The following is a 17,669-nucleotide window of genomic DNA, read 5'->3' as shown; positions in this document are numbered from 1 at the left end:
GGTCACCGGCGCGCCGTCTTACAGAATGCTCTGGCCGGTCTTGCCCCAGTCGGCCAGGAAGGCATCAAGCCCCTTGTCGGTTAACGGGTGCTTGACCAGCGCCTTGAAGGTGTCGATCGGCAGGGTCGCCGCATCGGCGCCGGCCAGCGCCGCAGCCGAGACATGGCCGGGATTGCGCAACGAGGCAGCCAGCACCTCGGTCTCGAAACCGTGGATGTCGTAGATGGCGCGGATTTCCTCCAGCAGGACGATTCCGTCGGCGCCGTGGTCCTCCAGCCGCCCGACGAAGGGCGAGATGAAGCTGGCCCCGGCCTTGGCCGCGAGCATGGCCTGGGCGGCCGAGAAGCACAGGGTCACATTGGTGCGGATGCCCTTGTCCGAAAAGGCCCGCGTGGCGCGGAGGCCATCCCAGGTCAGGGGCAGTTTGACCACGACGTTCGGGGCGATGCCGGCCAGCTTCTCACCCTCCTTGACCATGGTCTCGAAGTCGGTCGCGACGGCCTCGGCCGAAATGGGCCCCTCGACGAGGGCGCAAATCTCGGCGATGACCTCAGCGATGTTGCGACCAGACTTGGCGATCAGGGACGGATTGGTGGTCACGCCGTCCACCATTCCGGTGGGCAGCATGTCCTTGATGACGGCGACGTCAGCGGTATCGAGAAACAGTTTCATGCCGGGGGTTCTAGACCACGGGGCGCGCCGGTGAAAGTCGCCGCCGTTCTGATTCCCCTGCCGGTCGACGAACCGTTCGACTATGTCGTGCCCGAGGATATGGCGCTGGCACGGGGCGACCTTGTCACCGTGCCACTGGGACCCCGCCAGATGACGGGCGTCGTGTCCGAGGTCCGCGAGATTCCGGCGACCAACCGGCGGCTGAAGGAGATTGTGGCCCGGCTGGAGCTGCCCGCCCTGCCCCCGGAAACGCTCGATTTCCTGGAATGGGCGGCACGCTGGACCCTGTCGCCCCCCGGCGAGATGGCGGCCCTGTCGCTGAAGGCCCTGCGCCACGCGCCGCCGAAGCCGCCCCTGCGCCTGCACCGGGTGGCGGGCAAGGCGCCTGTGCGCGTGACCCCGGCGCGGGCAGCCGTTCTGCAGGCGCTCGACGACGGGCCGGCGGTCGCCAGCGCTGCGGAGCTGGGACGGGCGGCGGGGATGTCGGCAGGGGTGGTCAAGGGACTGGTCGATGAGGGGGTGATCACCACCCGGGTCGCAGAAACCGGCAATCCGTTTGCGGCACCGGATCCGCACCATGCCCGGGTCGAGCTGAATCCGGACCAGGCCGAGGCCGCCGGCCAGATCGGTGAGGCGTCCCTGTCGGGGGACTTCGTGGCCTTCCTGCTGGACGGGGTGACGGGCTCGGGCAAGACCGAAGCCTATCTGGAGGCGGTGGCCCGGCTGATCGAGGGGGACCCGAAGGCGCAGGCGCTGATCCTGCTGCCCGAGATCGCCCTGACCCAGGCGGTCATCGCCCGCATCACCGCTCGGTTCGGGGCGGCCCCTGCGGAATGGCATTCGGGACTGACCGGACCGCGCCGGCGACAGATATGGGATGCCGTGGTCTCGGGCGACTGTCGCATCGTGGTGGGCGCGCGCTCGGCCCTGTTCCTGCCCTTCCCGAACCTGCGGCTGATCGTTGTCGATGAGGAACACGACGGCTCCTACAAACAGGAAGACGGCCTGATCTATCAGGGGCGGGATCTGGCCGTGGCCCGGGCCCGGTTCGAGAGCGCCGCCGTGGTGCTGGCCTCGGCCACGCCCTCGCTGGAGACGCTCGGCAATGCGCGGCAGGGGCGGTATCGCGAGCTGAGGCTGACGGCGCGGCACGGGACGGCCGTGCTGCCCGACATCACCCTGCTGGACCTGCGCGCCAATCCGCCCGAGCCCCAGACCTGGCTGAGCCCGCCGCTGCGTGCCGCCATGGCCGAGACGCTGGCGCGCGGCGAGCAGACCCTGCTGTTCCTGAACCGGCGAGGTTATGCCCCTGTGGTGCTGTGCCGGGCCTGCGGTCACCGGATGACGGCGCCGGACACGGATTCATGGCTGGTGGAGCATCGCTACACCGGGCGGCTGGTCTGTCACCTGACCGGCTTTTCCATGGCCCGGCCCGACACCTGCCCGTCGTGCGGGGCCAAGGACAGTCTGGTGCCGGTCGGCCCCGGGGTCGAACGGGTCGAGGAGGAGGTCCGCAGCCTGTTCCCCGAGGCGCGCACAGCGATCTTCTCGTCGGACACGACGCCGGACGGGCGTTCGGCCCGTGACCTGGTCGAGTCGATGGAGCGCGGCGAGATCGACATTCTGGTGGCGACCCAGGGGGCGGCCAAGGGCCACAACTTCCCCAACCTGACCCTGGTCGGGGTGGTCGACGCCGATCTGGGGCTGAGGGGCGGCGACCTGCGGGCGGCCGAGCGCACCTTCCAGCTGCTCATGCAAGCCACGGGTCGGGCGGGTCGGGCCGAGCGGCCGGGTCGAGCCCTGCTGCAGACCTGGACGCCCGAGCATCCGGTGCTGCAGGCGCTGGCTGCCGGCGACCGCGACAGCTTCCTCGCCACCGAATCCGAAGAGCGCCGGATGGCCGCCCTGCCGCCGTTCGGACGGCTGGCGGCGCTGATCCTGTCGGGCGACAAGGCAGACGCCGTCGAAAAAGCCGCCCAGCTGCTGGCCGGGGCCATCCCCAATGCCGAGCGGCTGGAAGTCTATGGCCCGGCCGATGCGCCTCTGGCGATGGTGCGGGGCCGTCGGCGCAAGCGGCTGCTGGTCCGGGCCGACCGGGATGTCGACATCCAGGCCTTCCTCCGGGCGTGGCTGGCGCGGGTCAAGCTGCCGTCATCGGTGCGGCTGTCGGTCGACGTGGACCCCTACAGCTTCCTGTAGGGGTCACTGACGGTTCAGGCCCGGCCCTCGGCGGCGTCGGCCTCAGCCTCTGCGGCCCGGGCGCGGGCCTCGGCCTGATCAGCCTGGGCCCGGAGTTGCTGGGCGCTCTCGCGCTTGGTTGAGGCCTTGCGGCTCCACATGTTGAGCAGCTCGACCCCGGCGGAGAAGGCCATGGCGGCGTAGATATAGCCCTTGGGCACATGGGCGCCGAAGCCCTCGGCGATCAGCACCATGCCGATCATCAGCAGGAAGCCGAGGGCCAGCATGACCACGGTCGGGTTCTTGTTGATGAAGTTGGCCAGCGGGTCTGCGGCCAGCAGCATGACGGTGATGGCGACCAGGACGGCCACGACCATGATCGGCAGGTGCTCGGTCATGCCGACCGCCGTCAGGATCGAATCGACCGAGAAGACCAGGTCCAGCAGGATGATCTGGAAGATGGCGGCCCCGGCGTTCGAGATGACCACATCCTTCTTGTCCAGCACGTCATGCGACGGTGTGGGATCGACCGTGTGGTGGATTTCCTTGGTGGCCTTCCAGACCAGGAACAGGCCCCCGGCGATCAGGATGATGTCCTTCCAGGAGAACTCATTGCCCATGACGGTGAAGACCGGCGCGGTCAGGCCCACGATCCACGCGATCATCGACAGCAGGGCGAGGCGCATGACCAGGGCCAGCGAGATACCGATTCGCCGCACGCGCGACCGCTGATGCTCGGGCAGCTTGTTCGACAGGATCGAGATGAAGATCAGATTGTCGATCCCCAGCACCACTTCCATGACGATCAGGGTGACGAGGGCCGCCCAGGCCGCGGGATCGGAAAGAAGGGGCGTGATGCTGTCGAACATGAGGTCTCGGTCCGGAGAGGAGGGTTTCGCCGATCTATAGAGACTCCCGGGCCTGCGACAAGCCGCCCGCCTGTGGCGCACCGCCTCGGTTGCGGGGGGGAAGACCCCGTGCTATCAGGCGCCCGGCTGAACCGGGACCTCTGTCGCAAGACAGGGACCCGTTGTGCTTTTTTCAAGCATTTCAAGCCTTTGATCGGGGTGATCCGTCACCGCCGGTTGCGACCCAAACGCTTTTTGATCGCGGACCTTGACGAGTGGCTGACGATTTCAGGACTACGACTGTCGGCGCACGTTACGCGCAGGCCCTTTTCGACCTCGCCGATGAAGGCGGGGCGCTGGACGCCGTTCGCGCCGATCTGAAGTCGCTGCGCAAGGCTTGGGGCGAGAGCGCGGACCTGCGCCGGCTGGCCACCTCGCCGGTGATCAGCAATGAGGATCAGGTCAAGGGCCTGACCGCCATCGCCGACAAGGCGGGCTTCAACAGCCTGACGCGCAAATTCCTGGGGCTGCTGGCCCAGAACGGCCGGTCGGGCGACCTGACCGCCGTGATCGCCGGCTTCGACAAACTGTACGCCATCCGCACCGGACTGGTCTCGGCCGAGGTTGTGTCCGCCGCGCCGCTGGATGCGGCGCAGATGAACGCCATCAAGGCCTCGCTGCGCAAGGCGTTGGGCAAGGATCCCGAGCTGGAAGCCCGCGTCGATCCGGCCCTGCTGGGCGGCCTGAAGGTCAAGGTCGGCTCGCGCCTGTACGACGCCTCGCTGAAGACCAAGCTCGACCAGATGAAATTCGCCCTCAAACGGGCCGGATAGGCTGACAAGCCGCTTCCGCTCCGCCCCACAGACTGAACGTTAAGCCAAGAAGAGCCCCACATGGACATCCGCGCCGCCGAGATTTCGGCCATCCTCAAGTCGCAGATCGCCGCTTTCGGCGTGGAAGCCGATGTCTCGGACGTCGGCCAGGTGCTGTCGGTCGGCGACGGCATCGCGCGCATCCACGGTCTGGACAATGTCCAGGCCGGCGAGATGATCGAATTCCCCAAGGCCGGCGTGAAGGGCATGGCCCTGAACCTGGAAGTCGACAACGTCGGCGCCGTTATCTTCGGTCAGGACAATGAAATCGCCGAGGGCGACGAAGTCCGCCGTCTGGGCGAGATCGTGGATGTGCCGGTCGGCAAGGGCCTGCTGGGCCGCGTCGTCAACCCGCTGGGCGAGCCGATCGACGGCAAGGGCCCGATCCAGTTCACCGAGCGTCGCCGCGTCGACGTGAAGGCGCCGGGCATCATCCCGCGCAAGTCGGTGCACGAGCCGATGCAGACCGGCCTGAAGGCCATCGACACCCTGATCCCGGTCGGTCGTGGCCAGCGCGAGCTGATCATCGGTGACCGTCAGGTCGGCAAGAGCGCCGTGGCCGTCGACACCATCCTGAACCAGAAGAACGTCAACGCGAATGCGACGTCGGAAGGCGAGAAGCTTTACTGCATCTACGTCGCCATCGGCCAGAAGCGCTCGACCGTCGCCCAGATCGTCAAGACGCTCGAGGAGCGCGGCGCCCTGGACTACACCATCGTCGTCGCCGCCACGGCCTCGGAGCCGGCCCCGCTGCAGTTCCTGGCCCCGTTCTCGGGCACGGCCATGGGCGAGTTCTTCCGCGACAACGGCATGCACGCCCTGATCGTCTATGACGACCTGTCGAAGCAGGCCGTCGCCTATCGCCAGATGTCGCTGCTGCTGCGCCGTCCGCCGGGCCGCGAAGCCTATCCGGGGGACGTCTTCTATCTGCACAGCCGCCTGCTGGAGCGTTCGGCCAAGCTGAACAGCGACTATGGCTCGGGCTCCATGACCGCCCTGCCGATCATCGAAACCCAGGCCAACGACGTGTCGGCCTATATCCCGACGAACGTGATCTCGATCACCGACGGCCAGATCTTCCTGGAATCGGACCTGTTCTACCAGGGCATCCGCCCGGCCGTGAACGTCGGCATCTCGGTGTCGCGCGTGGGCTCTTCGGCCCAGATCAAGGCGATGAAGCAGGTGGCCGGTTCCATCAAGGGCGAGCTGGCCCAGTACCGGGAAATGGCCGCCTTCGCCAAGTTCGGTTCGGACCTGGACGCCTCGACCCAGAAGCTGCTGGCCCGCGGCGCCCGTCTGACCGAGCTGCTGAAGCAGCCGCAGTATTCGCCGCTGGCGGTCGAGGAGCAGGTCGTCTCCATCTACGCCGGGACGCGCGGCTATCTGGATGCCATCGCCGTTTCGGACGTGGGTCGCTTCGAACGCGAACTGCTGGCGCGCATGCACTCCAAGCATGCCGGCATCCTCGACGCCATCCGCACCAAGAAGGCCCTGTCGCCGGAACTGGAAGCCGAACTGAAGGACGCCATCGAATCCTTCGCCAAGACCTTCGCCTGATCGCCATGAAGATTTCCGTTCTTCTTCTGACGCTCTGTGCTGTTATCGGTTTCGCGGTCCCCGTGGCCGCGAGCCAGGACGCCAGCCTGCGCGCTCAGATCGAGACCTTTGTCGATGAGCGCGGTCTTCCGGAGGATGCAGATCGTGCATGCGTCGTTGATCGGGCCGTGCAGGAACATCCGAATGTGCCGTTGATGACGGTCGGGCCTCGCCCGCCTGCCGGACCGGCCAGAGAACAACACGACGAGAACCTGCGCCGCATCAGAGTTGCGCTTGCCGTGGACGCTGCCATCAAGCTCTGCGCCGCTTCGCCAGTCGAAGGAACCTAGGTCCATGGCCAGCCTCAAGGAAATGCGCAATCGGATCGGAAGCGTGAAGTCCACGCAGAAGATCACGAAAGCCCTGAACATGGTCGCGGCGGCCAAGCTGAAGCGTGCCCAGGACCAGGCCGAAAGCGCCCGTCCCTATGCGCAGAAGATGGCCTCGGTGATCGCCAATCTGGCGGCCGGGGTGTCGGGTGACGACGCGCCCAAGCTGCTGGCCGGCACCGGCTCGGAGCAAAAGCACCTGATCATCGTCGCCACCGGCGACAAGGGTCTGGCGGGGGGGTTCAACACCAACGTCATCCGCGCCGCGCGCGAGCGGATCAACACCCTGATCAAGGGCGGCAAGGATGTGCGCATCATCGCCGTCGGCAAGAAGTCGCGTGACGGTCTGGCCCGCCTGTATGGCGACAAGCTGGTGCACACCTTCGAAATGGGGGGTCACAAGGTGATTGGCCTGCCGGTTGCCGAGCCGATCGCCGACCTGGTCGCCGAAGAGTTCGAGGCCGGCCGCGCCGACGTCGTGACCCTGTTCTACAGCCGCTTCCAGTCGGTCATCTCGCAGGTGCCGACGCCGAAGAAGCTGATCCCGGCCGAGGTTGCCGAGGACGCGCCGCCCGTCAATCTGAACGGCGCCGTCTATGAGTATGAGCCCTCGGAGGAGGAAATCCTCGAGACGCTTCTGCCGCGCAACATCACCACCCAGATCCTGGCCGCCCTGTACGAGAACCAGGCCAGCTTCTTCGGGGCCCAGATGGGCGCCATGGACAACGCCACCCGCAACGCCGGTGACCTGATCAACAGCCTGACCCTGCAGTACAACCGCAAACGCCAGGCCCAGATCACCACCGAACTGATCGAGATCATCGCGGGCGCGGAAGCCCTCTGATCTGCCCCTGAACGCCCTTTCCGATACGGACCGACCCATGACCGACACCACCGCCCCCAAGAAGCCCGCCGCCAAGAAGGCCCCCGCCGCCAAAAAGCCGGCCGCCCCGCGCGCCGCTGCCACCACGGCTGCGCCGAAGATCGTTGCCGGAACCGGCACGGGCAAGATCGCCCAGGTCATCGGCGCCGTGGTCGACGTGGAGTTCGAAGGCCAGCTGCCGGCCATCCTGAACGCGCTGGAAACCCAGAACGTCGACCAGAAGACGGGCGAGCCCTTCACCCTGGTTCTCGAAGTCGCCCAGCACCTGGGTGAGAACATGGTCCGCACCATCTCGATGGACACCACCGAGGGTCTGACCCGCGGCCAGGCCGTCAGCGACACCGGCGGCTCCATCCAGGCGCCGGTCGGACCGGGCACGCTCGGCCGGATCATGAACGTGGTCGGTGCGCCGATCGACGAACAGGGCCCGATCAAGACCACCATGTATCGCCCGATCCACCGCGAGGCCCCCAGCTTCGAGGATCAGTCGACCAGCTCGGAAATCCTGGTCACGGGCATCAAGGTCATCGACCTGATGTGCCCCTACACCAAGGGCGGCAAGATCGGCCTGTTCGGCGGCGCCGGCGTCGGCAAGACCGTGACCATGCAGGAACTGATCAACAACATCGCCAAGGCCTACGGCGGCTATTCGGTTCTGGCCGGCGTGGGTGAGCGCACCCGCGAAGGCAACGACCTGTATCACGAGATGATCGAGTCGAACGTGAACGTCGACCCGGCCAAGAACGGTGGGTCGACCGAAGGCTCCAAGTGCGCCCTCGTCTACGGCCAGATGAACGAGCCTCCCGGCGCCCGCGCCCGCGTCGCCCTGACCGGCCTGGCCCAGGCCGAGTACTTCCGCGACGAGGAAGGCAAGGACGTGCTGCTGTTCGTCGACAACATCTTCCGCTTCACGCAGGCCGGTTCGGAAGTGTCCGCCCTGCTGGGCCGCATCCCCTCGGCCGTGGGCTATCAGCCGACGCTGGCCACCGAGATGGGCAATCTGCAGGAGCGCATCACCTCGACCAAGAAGGGCTCGATCACCTCGGTCCAGGCCATCTACGTGCCTGCCGACGACCTGACCGACCCGGCCCCGGCCACCACCTTTGCCCACCTCGACGCGACGACGGTTCTGAACCGCTCCATCGCCGAAAAGGGCATCTATCCGGCCGTGGACCCGCTGGACTCCACCAGCCGGATCATGGACCCGCTGGTGATCGGCGACGAACACTACCAGGTCGCCCGCTCGGTTCAGGAAGTCCTGCAGCAGTACAAGGGCCTGAAGGACATCATCGCCATCCTCGGCATGGACGAGCTGTCGGAAGAGGACAAGCTGGTCGTTTCGCGCGCCCGCAAGATCCAGCGCTTCCTGTCGCAGCCCTTCTTCGTGGCCGAGCAGTTCACCAACGCGCCGGGCAAGTTCGTCGCGCTGGAAGACACCATCCGCAGCTTCAAGGGCATCGTCGCCGGTGAATACGATCACCTGCCCGAAGCCGCCTTCTACATGGTCGGCACCATCGAGGAAGCCGTCGAGAAGGCCCAGAAGCTGGCCGCGGACGCCGCGTAATCATGGCTGGCAAACTGTCCTTCTCCCTCGTCTCGCCGGAACGCGAGGTCTTTTCGGGCCTCGTGGATCAGGTGGATGCGCCCGGCGTCGAAGGTGACTTCGGCGTGCTGGCCGATCACGCCCCCTTCATGACGGCCCTGCGCGAAGGCGTGATCACCGTCATGGACGGCAGCAGCCGGCGCCAGTTCCAGGTCGAGGGCGGGTTTGCCGACGTCACCCCCGCCGGCCTGACCATCCTGGCCGAACGCGCTGCGGAAGTGGCGGTTGGCTAGGGCATGACCGGTCCGGACCTGATCATGGTCCTGGCCTGGTGCGGAGCGATCTTCGGTCCGCTGATCTGTTTTATCGCGATCCGGCGGCTCTTCGTGAGCCGCCGTTTTCGTATGGGCTGGGGGCTGGCGACGATCAGCCTGCTGTTCTGGGCCTTGGGCGTCTGGGCCTTTCTGGTCGAGCCCGCGACCCTGACCGTGCGGCACGTCACCGTGGAAAGCGCCGAATGGACAGGGGCGCCGCTGCGGATCGGCATCATCTCGGACACCCATGTCGCGGCCCCGCATACGGACGTGGCCCGCGTAGAGCGGCTGGTTGCCCGCATGAACGACGAGCGCCCCGACATCGTCCTGCTGCTGGGGGACTATGCCGGAGGCCATCTGGCGCAGGGCGAACGCTCGTCGACAGAGAATGCGAAGATCCTCGCCGGCGTGGCCGCCTTCTCAGGGCTGGACAGCACGCACGGCACCTGGGCGGTGCTGGGCAATCACGACTCCTGGTTCGATGACGCGACGGTAGCCGCTGCGCTGCAGCAGGCCGGCATTCCGGTCATGGACAATCGGGCGAGACGGATCGACCGGCCCGATGGAGCTTTCTGGGTCACGGGGCTTGCCGACATGCACGCCTCCGACCAGCCGCCCCTCATCGGCGATACCCTGCGGCAGGTGACCGACGACGCCCCGGTCCTGATGATGACCCACTGGCCGGACCCGTTCGCCGAGGTGCCCGACAGGGTCGCCCTGACACTGGCGGGGCATACCCATTGTGGTCAGGTGGTGTTTCCGGTCGTCGGGCGGCTGATCCATGCCTCGCGCCTGTCAGAACGCTGGCCGTGCGGCCTCTACAACGAGGGCGGCCGCCAGTTGTTCGTCACCGGAGGCGTGGGCGTCTCGATCCTGCCCGTGCGGTTTCGTGCGCCGCCCGAGATCGTTATCCTGACGCTACGCGCAAAGCCCTAAACCGCGAACCGGGCGAACGCGGCGCAGACGCGATCATAGACCCCGCGCTTGAAGGGCACGATCAGGCCGGGCGCTTCGGACAGGTCGGCCCAGCGCCAGACGTCGAATTCCTGCTCACCGTGGGCCGTCAGGTCGACTTCTTCATCCCGTCCGGTGAACCTGTAGGCGAACCACATCTGCTTCTGGCCGATGTTGCCCCGGCGCTTGAGGGGACCCTTCAGGATTTCGGGCGGGAAGTCGTAGGTCAGCCAGTCGTCGGTCTGGCCCAGCAGCTCGACAGAGCGCACGCCGGTTTCCTCGAACAGTTCGCGGCGGGCGGCGGCTTCCAGATCCTCGCCCTTGTCGACCCCCCCTTGCGGGAACTGCCAGTTCCAGGGATCGGGCGTCCCGATGCGGCGGCCCAGCCAGACGCGGCCCTCCTCGTTGAACAGGACGACACCGACATTGGGCCGATAGAGGGAGAGGTCGCCTGCGCTCATGAGCGACCTACCGCCCTGGCCGACGGGTCATGGCACTGGCGGGTGCCAGTTGCAGGCCGCGCGCGTCCAGTCCGGCGGCCCAGCGGGCCACGGCCTCGACCGTCACCGGATAGCTGAAGCCGGTGCCGAGCGCGTCGCCGCGCTGTTTGGCCATGGCCTCGATCGCGTTCAGCTGGCCCATGATGGCGACGGGGGTCTGGGTCTCGTCGATCACCCGGTCGGCCGTGGCGCGCGACCAGGCGCCGGGGCGGCGGCGCGCCTGACCGTCGTCGATGAAGGCCAGGCCATGGGTGCGCAGGGTGCCCAGCATGGCGCCGAAGGCGGCGTCAGAGGTCATGAAGCGGTCGCCCAGATAGTTGGTCACGCCGAAATAGCCGGTCGCCCGGCCCAGCAGCCAGGGAAGCTTGCCGCCGACATCCTCGGCCCCGCCGTCGGCCAGCAGGGTGTAGGGACCAGGGTCATTGTCGGGATAGCCGGTCGGCTCCATCGGGATCTCGATCATCACCTCATGCCCATGGGCCCGGGCCAGATCGATCCAGGCCTGCAGGTCGTCAGCATAGGGCACGAAGCTGAGGGTGATTTCAGGGGGCAGGCGTTCGATGGCGGCCCGGGTGGTGGTGGCATTCAGGCCCAGTCCGCCGACGATCAGGGCCACGCGCGGCTTGCCATTCGGGCGGAACGGCCGGGCATAGGCCTCGGCGGGCGTGCGACCGTCGCTGGCGATGATCGGCAGGGGACCCGCCGGACCCGGGCGACTCAGGCCGTCGATCGGCGCGCGCGGCAGGGGGGTGGAGGCAGCGATGCGCGGGGCGGTGATCCCCTCGCCCGAGCCCGAGACACTGGCGCCGTCGGGCAGGGTGATGATGGCCTCGGCGCCCACGGCCTCCGGATCGGCGCCGAGGGTCAGCCAGGCATCCTCGGCCCCCATGGAGAAGGCCTCCATGCCGGTCGGGACGCGCTCGGCCACAACCTCGCGCTTCAGATCCACGCGGGCCGACGGCAGGCCGGCGCGTGGATCGCCCAGCACAGCGATGAACAGACCGGCGCTGAGCAACACCAGCAGACCGGCCGAGGCCACGGCGACCGGCGGCTTGCGGAAGAAGGCCACGACCTGTTTGCGGACAGCGCTCAGGTCGACGCGGCGCGGCGGAGACCCGGCCTTGGCGGCGAGACGCGACTGGCGTTTGGCGAAACTGGACTCGGACATGCAGACCCGGACGGCGTCACGGCCCGGCCGCCCATGCGGTTCAGGCCATTTGGACGCAGAATGCCCGGCGCCGGTTAAGAAAGCCTAACGCCGCATTCACCATGACGACCGGGGCGGGAATGCGCCCTATTCGGGATCGCTCGTGGCCGCCATTTCGGCCGGCTCGGTGCCCGGCGGCGTGACGACGATACCTTCGGGAGCCGCGGCCAGTTCGGTCAGGTCGCCACCGGCGCGCAGCACGTCGAACGCGCGCTCCAGCTGATAGTCGGTGTCCTCGGGATAGTCCTCGCCCGGCGCCTCGAACGGCACGTGGGGACCCTTGCGCTCGGCCCCGATCGAGGCGTCCAGCGCCGTGGAGTAGGCGGCTTCGGAATAGATGAAGTTCGACCGCGCGACGATGCCGGCCTCGGCGAAGGAGCGCGAGACCTCGAGATCCGGCTCGATGCCGATCTTCTGGATCGAGGCTCCGGACGGCGTGTAGTAGCGGGCCGTGGTGATCGACAGGGCCCCGTCCTCGCCCCCGCGCAGCGGAATGACGGTCTGGACCGAGCCCTTGCCGAAGCTGGTCAGGCCGACGACGGTCGCCCGCTCGTGATCCTGCAGCGCGCCGGCGACGATTTCCGAGGCCGAGGCCGAACCATAGTTGACCAGCACGACGATCGGCAGGCCATTGGCCAGGTCGCCGGGCCGGGCCGAATAGCGCTCGATCTGATCGGGCTTGCGGCCCCGCTGGCTGACGATCTCGCCGCGCTCGAGAAAGGCATCCGACACGGCGATCGCCGCCGACAGCAGCCCCCCCCCATTGTTGCGCAGGTCGACGACATAGCCCTTGATGCCGGGGTTCTCGGACTGCAGCCGGGCCATGACCTCGTTCAGCTCGCGGCCGGTATTCTCGTTGAAGGTCGAGATGCGGACATAGCCGAAGTCGCCCTCGACCCGGCCGGTGACCGATTCGATCTTGATGATCTCGCGCGTCAGGGTGACCTCGAGGGGATCAGAGCCGTCTCGCAGGAAGGTGACCCGCACATCGGTGCCGGCCGCGCCGCGCAGCTTTTCAGAGACCTCGGAGACCGACAGGCCCGCCGCAGTGGCGCCTTCGATGGCCGAGATGACGTCGCCGGCCTGGACCCCGGCGCGGGCCGCAGGACCGCCGTCCATGGGCGAGATGACCTTCACAAAGCCGCCTTCGGCCGAAATGGTCAGGCCGACGCCTGAATACTGCCCCTCGGTCCGCTCGCGCAGCTCGCCGAAGCCCGCCGGAGCCAGGTAGCTGGAATGGGGGTCGAGCGCGGTCATCATGCCGCTGAGGGATGCCTCGATCAGCTTGCGGTCATCGACCGGCACCACATAGGCCTGCTTCACCACGGCGAGCACATCGCCGAACAGCTCCAGCATGCGGAAGGTCTCGTTGTTGCGGACGTTCTGCTGGGCCATGGCCGCAGCCCCCGCCCCGAGCGCCAGGGCCGCACATCCGACGAGCAACAGTCTACGCATACGTTTGTCTTTCCTTGTGGCCGGGCCCGGCCCTTGAGGGGGCAAGCCCGCATCCGTCATCTGCCCTATCAAATAGTGGAAGGCAGGACCAAATCGAGGCGAAACCCCAGCTACGATATAAATTCTGTGTCAGCTTCACCCGGGCAGCGGCGTTCAGTCCAGCCATGGTGACGGGTCGACAGCCAGTTCTTCGCGTCTCAGCTCCAGCATGACCGGCAAGCTGTCATGGCCAAGGCCCAGCCGCTGACCGGCCTGAACCCTGTCGCCGGTGGCGATATCGCGCGCGGCCAGCCCCGACAGAACAACCCGCCAGCCGGGTCCGGCATCCAGGATCACCACCTGCCCCCAGCCGTCCAGCGGCCCCGCATGGATGACCTCGGCCTCGAGCGGCGCGACCACCGCCTGGCCCGGCGCGCGCCACTGCCAGCCGGTCGAGCCCTTGCCGAACCGGGCCGAGGGCGGCCCCTCGACCGGAGCCAGAAGGGTATCGCGTCCATTGGGCAGCCGGAGCGCAGGGGTCTGGCTGACGGGAACATCCGGCACAGCCGCCCCGGCGGCGCGCAGCCGGGATTCGAGCGCCGCCACCTCGCGGCGGGCACGCTGCGCCTCGGCCCGCAGGGTGGCGCGGCGGGCGCGGTCCGAGACCAGCCGCGACTGCAGGGTCGCCTGTCGGTCGCCGGTCTGGCTCTCGCTGACGAACAGCCGTTCACTTCGCAGCGCGATGGCGCGACGCTCGGCGACGACGGCGGCGCGGCGGCGGTCGGCACGGTCGACCTGATCGGTCAGGGGCTCGACCAGCGCCTTCATCAACACGGCGGCACGGACGGTATCGATCGCCTCCTGCGTCGGAACCACCAGCGGCGGAGGCGGATGCCGGGTCAGGGTCTGCAAGGCCCCCAGCACCCGCGTCAGCGGCCCCTTGGCGAGGGCCAGCTCCTCGAGAGCGCGGGCCTCCAGACGCCCCGCGGCATCCAGCTGCCGGCGTTGCAGCACGACGGTCTCGTCACCGGCAGCGGGCTGACGTTCCAGACTGGCCTCGGTGGAGGCGATCCGGCGATCCAGCGCGGCGACGTCGGTCTCGATCCGGCGGGCGCGGATTACGGCGTCGCGATACTGAGCCTGGGTCTGCGCGACCGCCTCGGGATCGGGCCGGGTGGCAGACTGGCCGGAGACGGGCCCGACCATGCCGAACATCAAGGCCACCATCAGCAGGGTCCGCCGCATCCGCCTCAGTCCCGGTGATAGGGCGTGCCCGCCAGCAGGGTGGTGGCGCGATAGATCTGCTCGGCCAGCATGGCGCGGGCCAGGGCATGGGGCCAGGTCTGGGGGCCGAAGGCGAGCGTGAGCGAGGCGGCGTCGCGGACTATCTCGTCCAGCCCGTCGGCACCCCCGATGACAAAGGCCAGATGTCGTTCGCCCCCGTCCCGGATATCGCGGATCAGATCGGCAAAGGCGCGCGAGGAAAAGGTCTTGCCGCGCTCGTCACAGGCGATCAGGCGCGCGCCGGTGGTGGCAGCCAAAAGGGCTACGCCCTCGGGGCCGGGGCCGGGCTTTTTGGTCTCGACGTCAATCAGCTCGCACGGGCCCAGGCCGATGCCGCGACCGGTGCGACCGGCGCGCAGGGCATAGTCGCTGGCAAGGTCCGCCTCGGGCCCCCGTCCGGCCCTGCCGATGGCAACGATCGACAGCTTCACGAAGCGGGTCCCCCGTCAGGCAAAACCTAGTTGCGGGCGGTCCGGTGCGCCGCGTCCACGGCCCAGATCTTCTCGATGTTGTAGAAGGTCCGCACCTCGGGCCGGAACAGATGGACGATCACGTCACCGGCGTCGATCAGCACCCAGTCACAATGGGGCAGACCCTCGACCTTGGCCTTGCCGAAGCCGTTTTCCTTGAGCGTGCGCAGCAGGTGGTCGGCCAGAGCACTGACGTGGCGGTGCGAGCGGCCCGAGGCCACGATCATGGTGTCGGACATCGGGCTTTTGCCCTTGAGGTCGATCAGGACGATGTCCTGCGCCTTGTCCTCATCCAGCTTGGCCAGAAGGGCGATTTCGAGAGGGGTGCTTCCGGTCGGAAGCTCGGCGGATCGGGCGTCAGCACTGTCCGGGCCGTCGGAATCGACGTGGGGGGTGTCGTCAGCGTGCGCATCGTGCGCGGGCGAGGGGGTCAGCGGAATACTCCAGTCGACAAAAGGTCAGGCAGCAGCCTAGCACATCCCCGCCCGGCGGTCACTGTCGCGTGGAGGCGGCCTCGGCGCGCAGGGCGGTCGAGGAGGTCCGGTTGAGCGGCGCCGTCAGATAGACCCAGGCCGGGGCCTGTCGATCCGCCAGTGTATGGGCCTCATGCGCCTGGATACGATACTGGCGATAGCGCAGGGCGGCGGGCGCCGAGCGGCTTTCCAGCAGGCTGCCCGGACGCGCCACGACCGCCATCGGCATCAGCGACAGCAGGTCCGTCCAGCCGCGCCAGCGGTGGAAGCTTGCCAGATTGTCGGACCCCATCAGCCAGACGAACTTCACGCCCGGATAGCGGGCGGTCAGGGCCCTCAGGGTGTCGATGGTGCGGGTCGTGCCGACGCGGGACTCGAAGTCGGAAATGACCATGTGGCGCGCGCCGTCAGCCCGGTCGGCCCACTCCCGGGCCGAGGCCATGCGCTCGGCAAGCGGGGCGGTTTCAGCATCGGATTTCAGCGGGTTCTGGGGCGAGACCAGCCAGACAACCCGGTCCAGACCCAGGCGGCGCAATGCGGTCTCGGCCACATGGGCGTGGCCGTCATGGGCCGGATTGAAGGAGCCGCCGAACAGGCCGACCCGCATGCCGGGATACAGCAGCAGCCCGTCGTTCAGTCCGCCGGGACGGGGCCCGGCGGTCCGGGGGGCAGGACCGGCATGGAAAAAGCGCAAGGACGGGGTCTCGGCAGGGCTTATGCTCACGCGTGCCCTAACACCCCCGTCCCCGCTTGTCTCGATTTAATGCCGAGCCGTCAGGGGCGGGCGTGGCCCTTGCCGCGCACGACGTATTTGAAGCTGGTCAGCTGTTCGGCGCCCACCGGCCCGCGGGCATGAAGGCGGTCGGTGGAAATGCCGATCTCGCCGCCAAAGCCGAATTCGCCGCCGTCCGCATACTGGGTCGAGGCATTGGCCAGGACGATGCCGGCGTCGGCCTGTGCGAGGAAGCGCTCCAGAACGGCCTCGTCCGACGCCACGATCGCCTCGGTGTGGCCCGATCCATAGCGGGCGATGTGGTCCAGCGCGCCATCGACGCCGTCGACCAGCTTCACCGACAGGATGGCCGCCAGATACTCGGTGGGCCAGTCGGCCTCGGTCGCTTCGGTCGCGTCCGGCATCAGCTTGCGGGCCGCGGGATCGGCCCGCAGTTCGCAGCCGGCGGCCTTGAGCGCCTCCGCGATACCGGGCAGCAGCCGTTCGGCCCCGGCCTTGTCGACCAGCAGGGTCTCGGCCGCGCCGCAGACCGACACCCGGCGCATCTTGGCATTGACCGCAATGTCGCGAGCCATGTCGGGATCGGCGCTGGCATCGACATAGACGTGATTGACGCCTTCCAGATGGCCCAGCACGGCGACACGCGCCTCGGTCTGGACCCGCTCGACCAGCGAGCGCCCGCCGCGCGGGATCAGCAGGTCGATGGAGCCGTTCAGCCCCTGCAGGATATGGCCGACCGCAGCGCGGTCGCGCGTGGTGACGATCTGCACGCAATCGGGGCTGAGGCCCGCCTGCTCCAGACCTTCGGCAAGGGCGCCGTGGATGGCCAGATTCGAGCGCAGGCATTCCGAGCCGCCGCGAAGAATGACGGCATTGCCGGCCCGGACCGCCAGCGCTGCGGCATCGGCGGTCACATTGGGGCGGCTTTCATAGATGATGGCCAGCACCCCGATGGGCGTGCGCACCCGGGCGATGTCCAGACCGTTGTCCGGCGTCCAGCGGGCGGTTTCCACGCCGACCGGATCAGGGATGGCGGCGATCTTTTCGAGCGCCGCAATGACGCCGTCCAGCCGATTTTCGTCGAGCGCCAGTCGGTCCGTCATGGCCGAGGCCATACCCTTGGCCTTGGCAGCCTCGAGGTCGGCGGCATTGGCCTCCAGCACCTTGGCAGAGCGGGCCTTCAGGGCCTTGGCCATGCCGGCGATGGCGCGCGTGCGCGTCTCGGCTGAGGCCAGGCCCAGGTCGCGGGCAGCAGCGCGGGCCTTTTGGCCCAGAGCCAGCATGTCGGCTTCAAGGGTGGCTTCGGTCGGGCGGTCGGGTGCGATCTCCGCAGTCTGGGTCATGGTCATTCCTCTAAGGTCGGGCCGTCTCCGTCTGTT

The 17,669-nt window shown here is 68.0% G+C and carries 18 protein-coding genes; 8 read left to right on the top strand and 10 right to left on the bottom strand.

The annotated features are described in order from the left end of the window. Positions 1 to 18: 18 nt before the first annotated feature. Positions 19 to 672, bottom strand: coding sequence for a fructose-6-phosphate aldolase (fsa, locus tag V7672_RS09345; protein WP_335624319.1), 654 nt, complete (start codon positions 670 to 672; stop codon positions 19 to 21). Between the two features lie 30 nt (positions 673 to 702). Here fsa and V7672_RS09340 point away from each other — a divergent pair, with 30 nt between their 5' ends. Beyond that, entirely contained in the window at positions 703 to 2,871 is a 2,169-nt protein-coding gene (locus V7672_RS09340) for a primosomal protein N' (protein ID WP_335624318.1), read from the top strand. 14 nt (positions 2,872 to 2,885) lie between these two features. On the opposite strand, the gene V7672_RS09335 is transcribed toward V7672_RS09340, so the two are convergent. Continuing rightward, on the bottom strand, positions 2,886 to 3,719 hold the full coding sequence (locus V7672_RS09335) for a TerC family protein (protein WP_335624317.1): 834 nt from the start codon (positions 3,717 to 3,719) through the stop codon (positions 2,886 to 2,888). Between the two features lie 254 nt (positions 3,720 to 3,973). Between V7672_RS09335 and V7672_RS09330 the strand changes: the two genes are divergently transcribed. The 7 genes from V7672_RS09330 to V7672_RS09300 are packed head-to-tail and all read left to right on the top strand — an operon-like array spanning position 3,974 to position 10,171. Then, positions 3,974 to 4,531: a F0F1 ATP synthase subunit delta gene (locus V7672_RS09330; RefSeq protein ID WP_335624316.1), complete on the top strand. Its 558-nt coding sequence runs from the start codon at positions 3,974 to 3,976 to the stop codon at positions 4,529 to 4,531. A gap of 60 nt (positions 4,532 to 4,591) precedes the next feature. Next, entirely contained in the window at positions 4,592 to 6,127 is a 1,536-nt protein-coding gene (gene atpA / locus V7672_RS09325; RefSeq protein ID WP_335624315.1) for a F0F1 ATP synthase subunit alpha, read from the top strand. A gap of 5 nt (positions 6,128 to 6,132) precedes the next feature. Beyond that, positions 6,133 to 6,456, top strand: a complete 324-nt coding sequence (locus V7672_RS09320) for a hypothetical protein (protein ID WP_335624314.1) — start codon at positions 6,133 to 6,135, stop codon at positions 6,454 to 6,456. Positions 6,457 to 6,460: 4 nt separating this feature from the next. After that, on the top strand, positions 6,461 to 7,339 hold the full coding sequence (locus tag V7672_RS09315; RefSeq protein ID WP_335624313.1) for a F0F1 ATP synthase subunit gamma: 879 nt from the start codon (positions 6,461 to 6,463) through the stop codon (positions 7,337 to 7,339). 37 nt (positions 7,340 to 7,376) lie between these two features. Continuing rightward, positions 7,377 to 8,942, top strand: coding sequence for a F0F1 ATP synthase subunit beta (gene atpD, locus V7672_RS09310; protein WP_335624312.1), 1,566 nt, complete (start codon positions 7,377 to 7,379; stop codon positions 8,940 to 8,942). Positions 8,943 to 8,944: 2 nt separating this feature from the next. Beyond that, positions 8,945 to 9,214, top strand: coding sequence for an ATP synthase F1 subunit epsilon (locus tag V7672_RS09305; protein WP_335624311.1), 270 nt, complete (start codon positions 8,945 to 8,947; stop codon positions 9,212 to 9,214). Positions 9,215 to 9,217: 3 nt separating this feature from the next. Beyond that, complete coding sequence (locus V7672_RS09300) at positions 9,218 to 10,171, top strand: metallophosphoesterase (RefSeq protein ID WP_335624310.1); 954 nt, start codon at positions 9,218 to 9,220, stop codon at positions 10,169 to 10,171. On the opposite strand, the gene V7672_RS09295 is transcribed toward V7672_RS09300, so the two are convergent. From V7672_RS09295 to V7672_RS09260, 8 genes are all read right to left on the bottom strand, one after another. Continuing rightward, positions 10,168 to 10,650, bottom strand: a complete 483-nt coding sequence (locus V7672_RS09295; RefSeq protein ID WP_335624309.1) for an RNA pyrophosphohydrolase — start codon at positions 10,648 to 10,650, stop codon at positions 10,168 to 10,170. The genes V7672_RS09300 and V7672_RS09295 overlap by 4 nt on opposite strands. A gap of 7 nt (positions 10,651 to 10,657) precedes the next feature. After that, positions 10,658 to 11,857: a divergent polysaccharide deacetylase family protein gene (locus V7672_RS09290; protein ID WP_335624308.1), complete on the bottom strand. Its 1,200-nt coding sequence runs from the start codon at positions 11,855 to 11,857 to the stop codon at positions 10,658 to 10,660. 126 nt (positions 11,858 to 11,983) lie between these two features. Further along, positions 11,984 to 13,351 (bottom strand): S41 family peptidase, encoded by a 1,368-nt coding sequence (locus V7672_RS09285; RefSeq protein WP_335624307.1) that lies wholly within the window; start codon positions 13,349 to 13,351, stop codon positions 11,984 to 11,986. A 153-nt stretch (positions 13,352 to 13,504) separates the two neighbouring features. Next, positions 13,505 to 14,575, bottom strand: a complete 1,071-nt coding sequence (locus V7672_RS09280; RefSeq protein WP_335624306.1) for a murein hydrolase activator EnvC family protein — start codon at positions 14,573 to 14,575, stop codon at positions 13,505 to 13,507. A 5-nt stretch (positions 14,576 to 14,580) separates the two neighbouring features. Beyond that, positions 14,581 to 15,045: a 23S rRNA (pseudouridine(1915)-N(3))-methyltransferase RlmH gene (gene rlmH, locus V7672_RS09275; protein ID WP_335624305.1), complete on the bottom strand. Its 465-nt coding sequence runs from the start codon at positions 15,043 to 15,045 to the stop codon at positions 14,581 to 14,583. A gap of 26 nt (positions 15,046 to 15,071) precedes the next feature. Then, entirely contained in the window at positions 15,072 to 15,518 is a 447-nt protein-coding gene (gene rsfS / locus V7672_RS09270) for a ribosome silencing factor (RefSeq protein WP_335624416.1), read from the bottom strand. Positions 15,519 to 15,576: 58 nt separating this feature from the next. After that, on the bottom strand, positions 15,577 to 16,281 hold the full coding sequence (locus V7672_RS09265; RefSeq protein WP_442889179.1) for a nicotinate-nucleotide adenylyltransferase: 705 nt from the start codon (positions 16,279 to 16,281) through the stop codon (positions 15,577 to 15,579). Between the two features lie 50 nt (positions 16,282 to 16,331). After that, positions 16,332 to 17,633, bottom strand: coding sequence for a glutamate-5-semialdehyde dehydrogenase (locus V7672_RS09260; RefSeq protein ID WP_335624304.1), 1,302 nt, complete (start codon positions 17,631 to 17,633; stop codon positions 16,332 to 16,334). Positions 17,634 to 17,669 lie beyond the last annotated feature (36 nt).

It is taken from the genome of Brevundimonas sp. (genome assembly GCF_036963785.1).
Taxonomy (GTDB): Bacteria; Pseudomonadota; Alphaproteobacteria; order Caulobacterales; family Caulobacteraceae; genus Brevundimonas.
The sequence above is the reverse complement of the archived record's forward strand: the minus strand, read 5'-3'. Positions and strand labels throughout refer to the sequence as shown.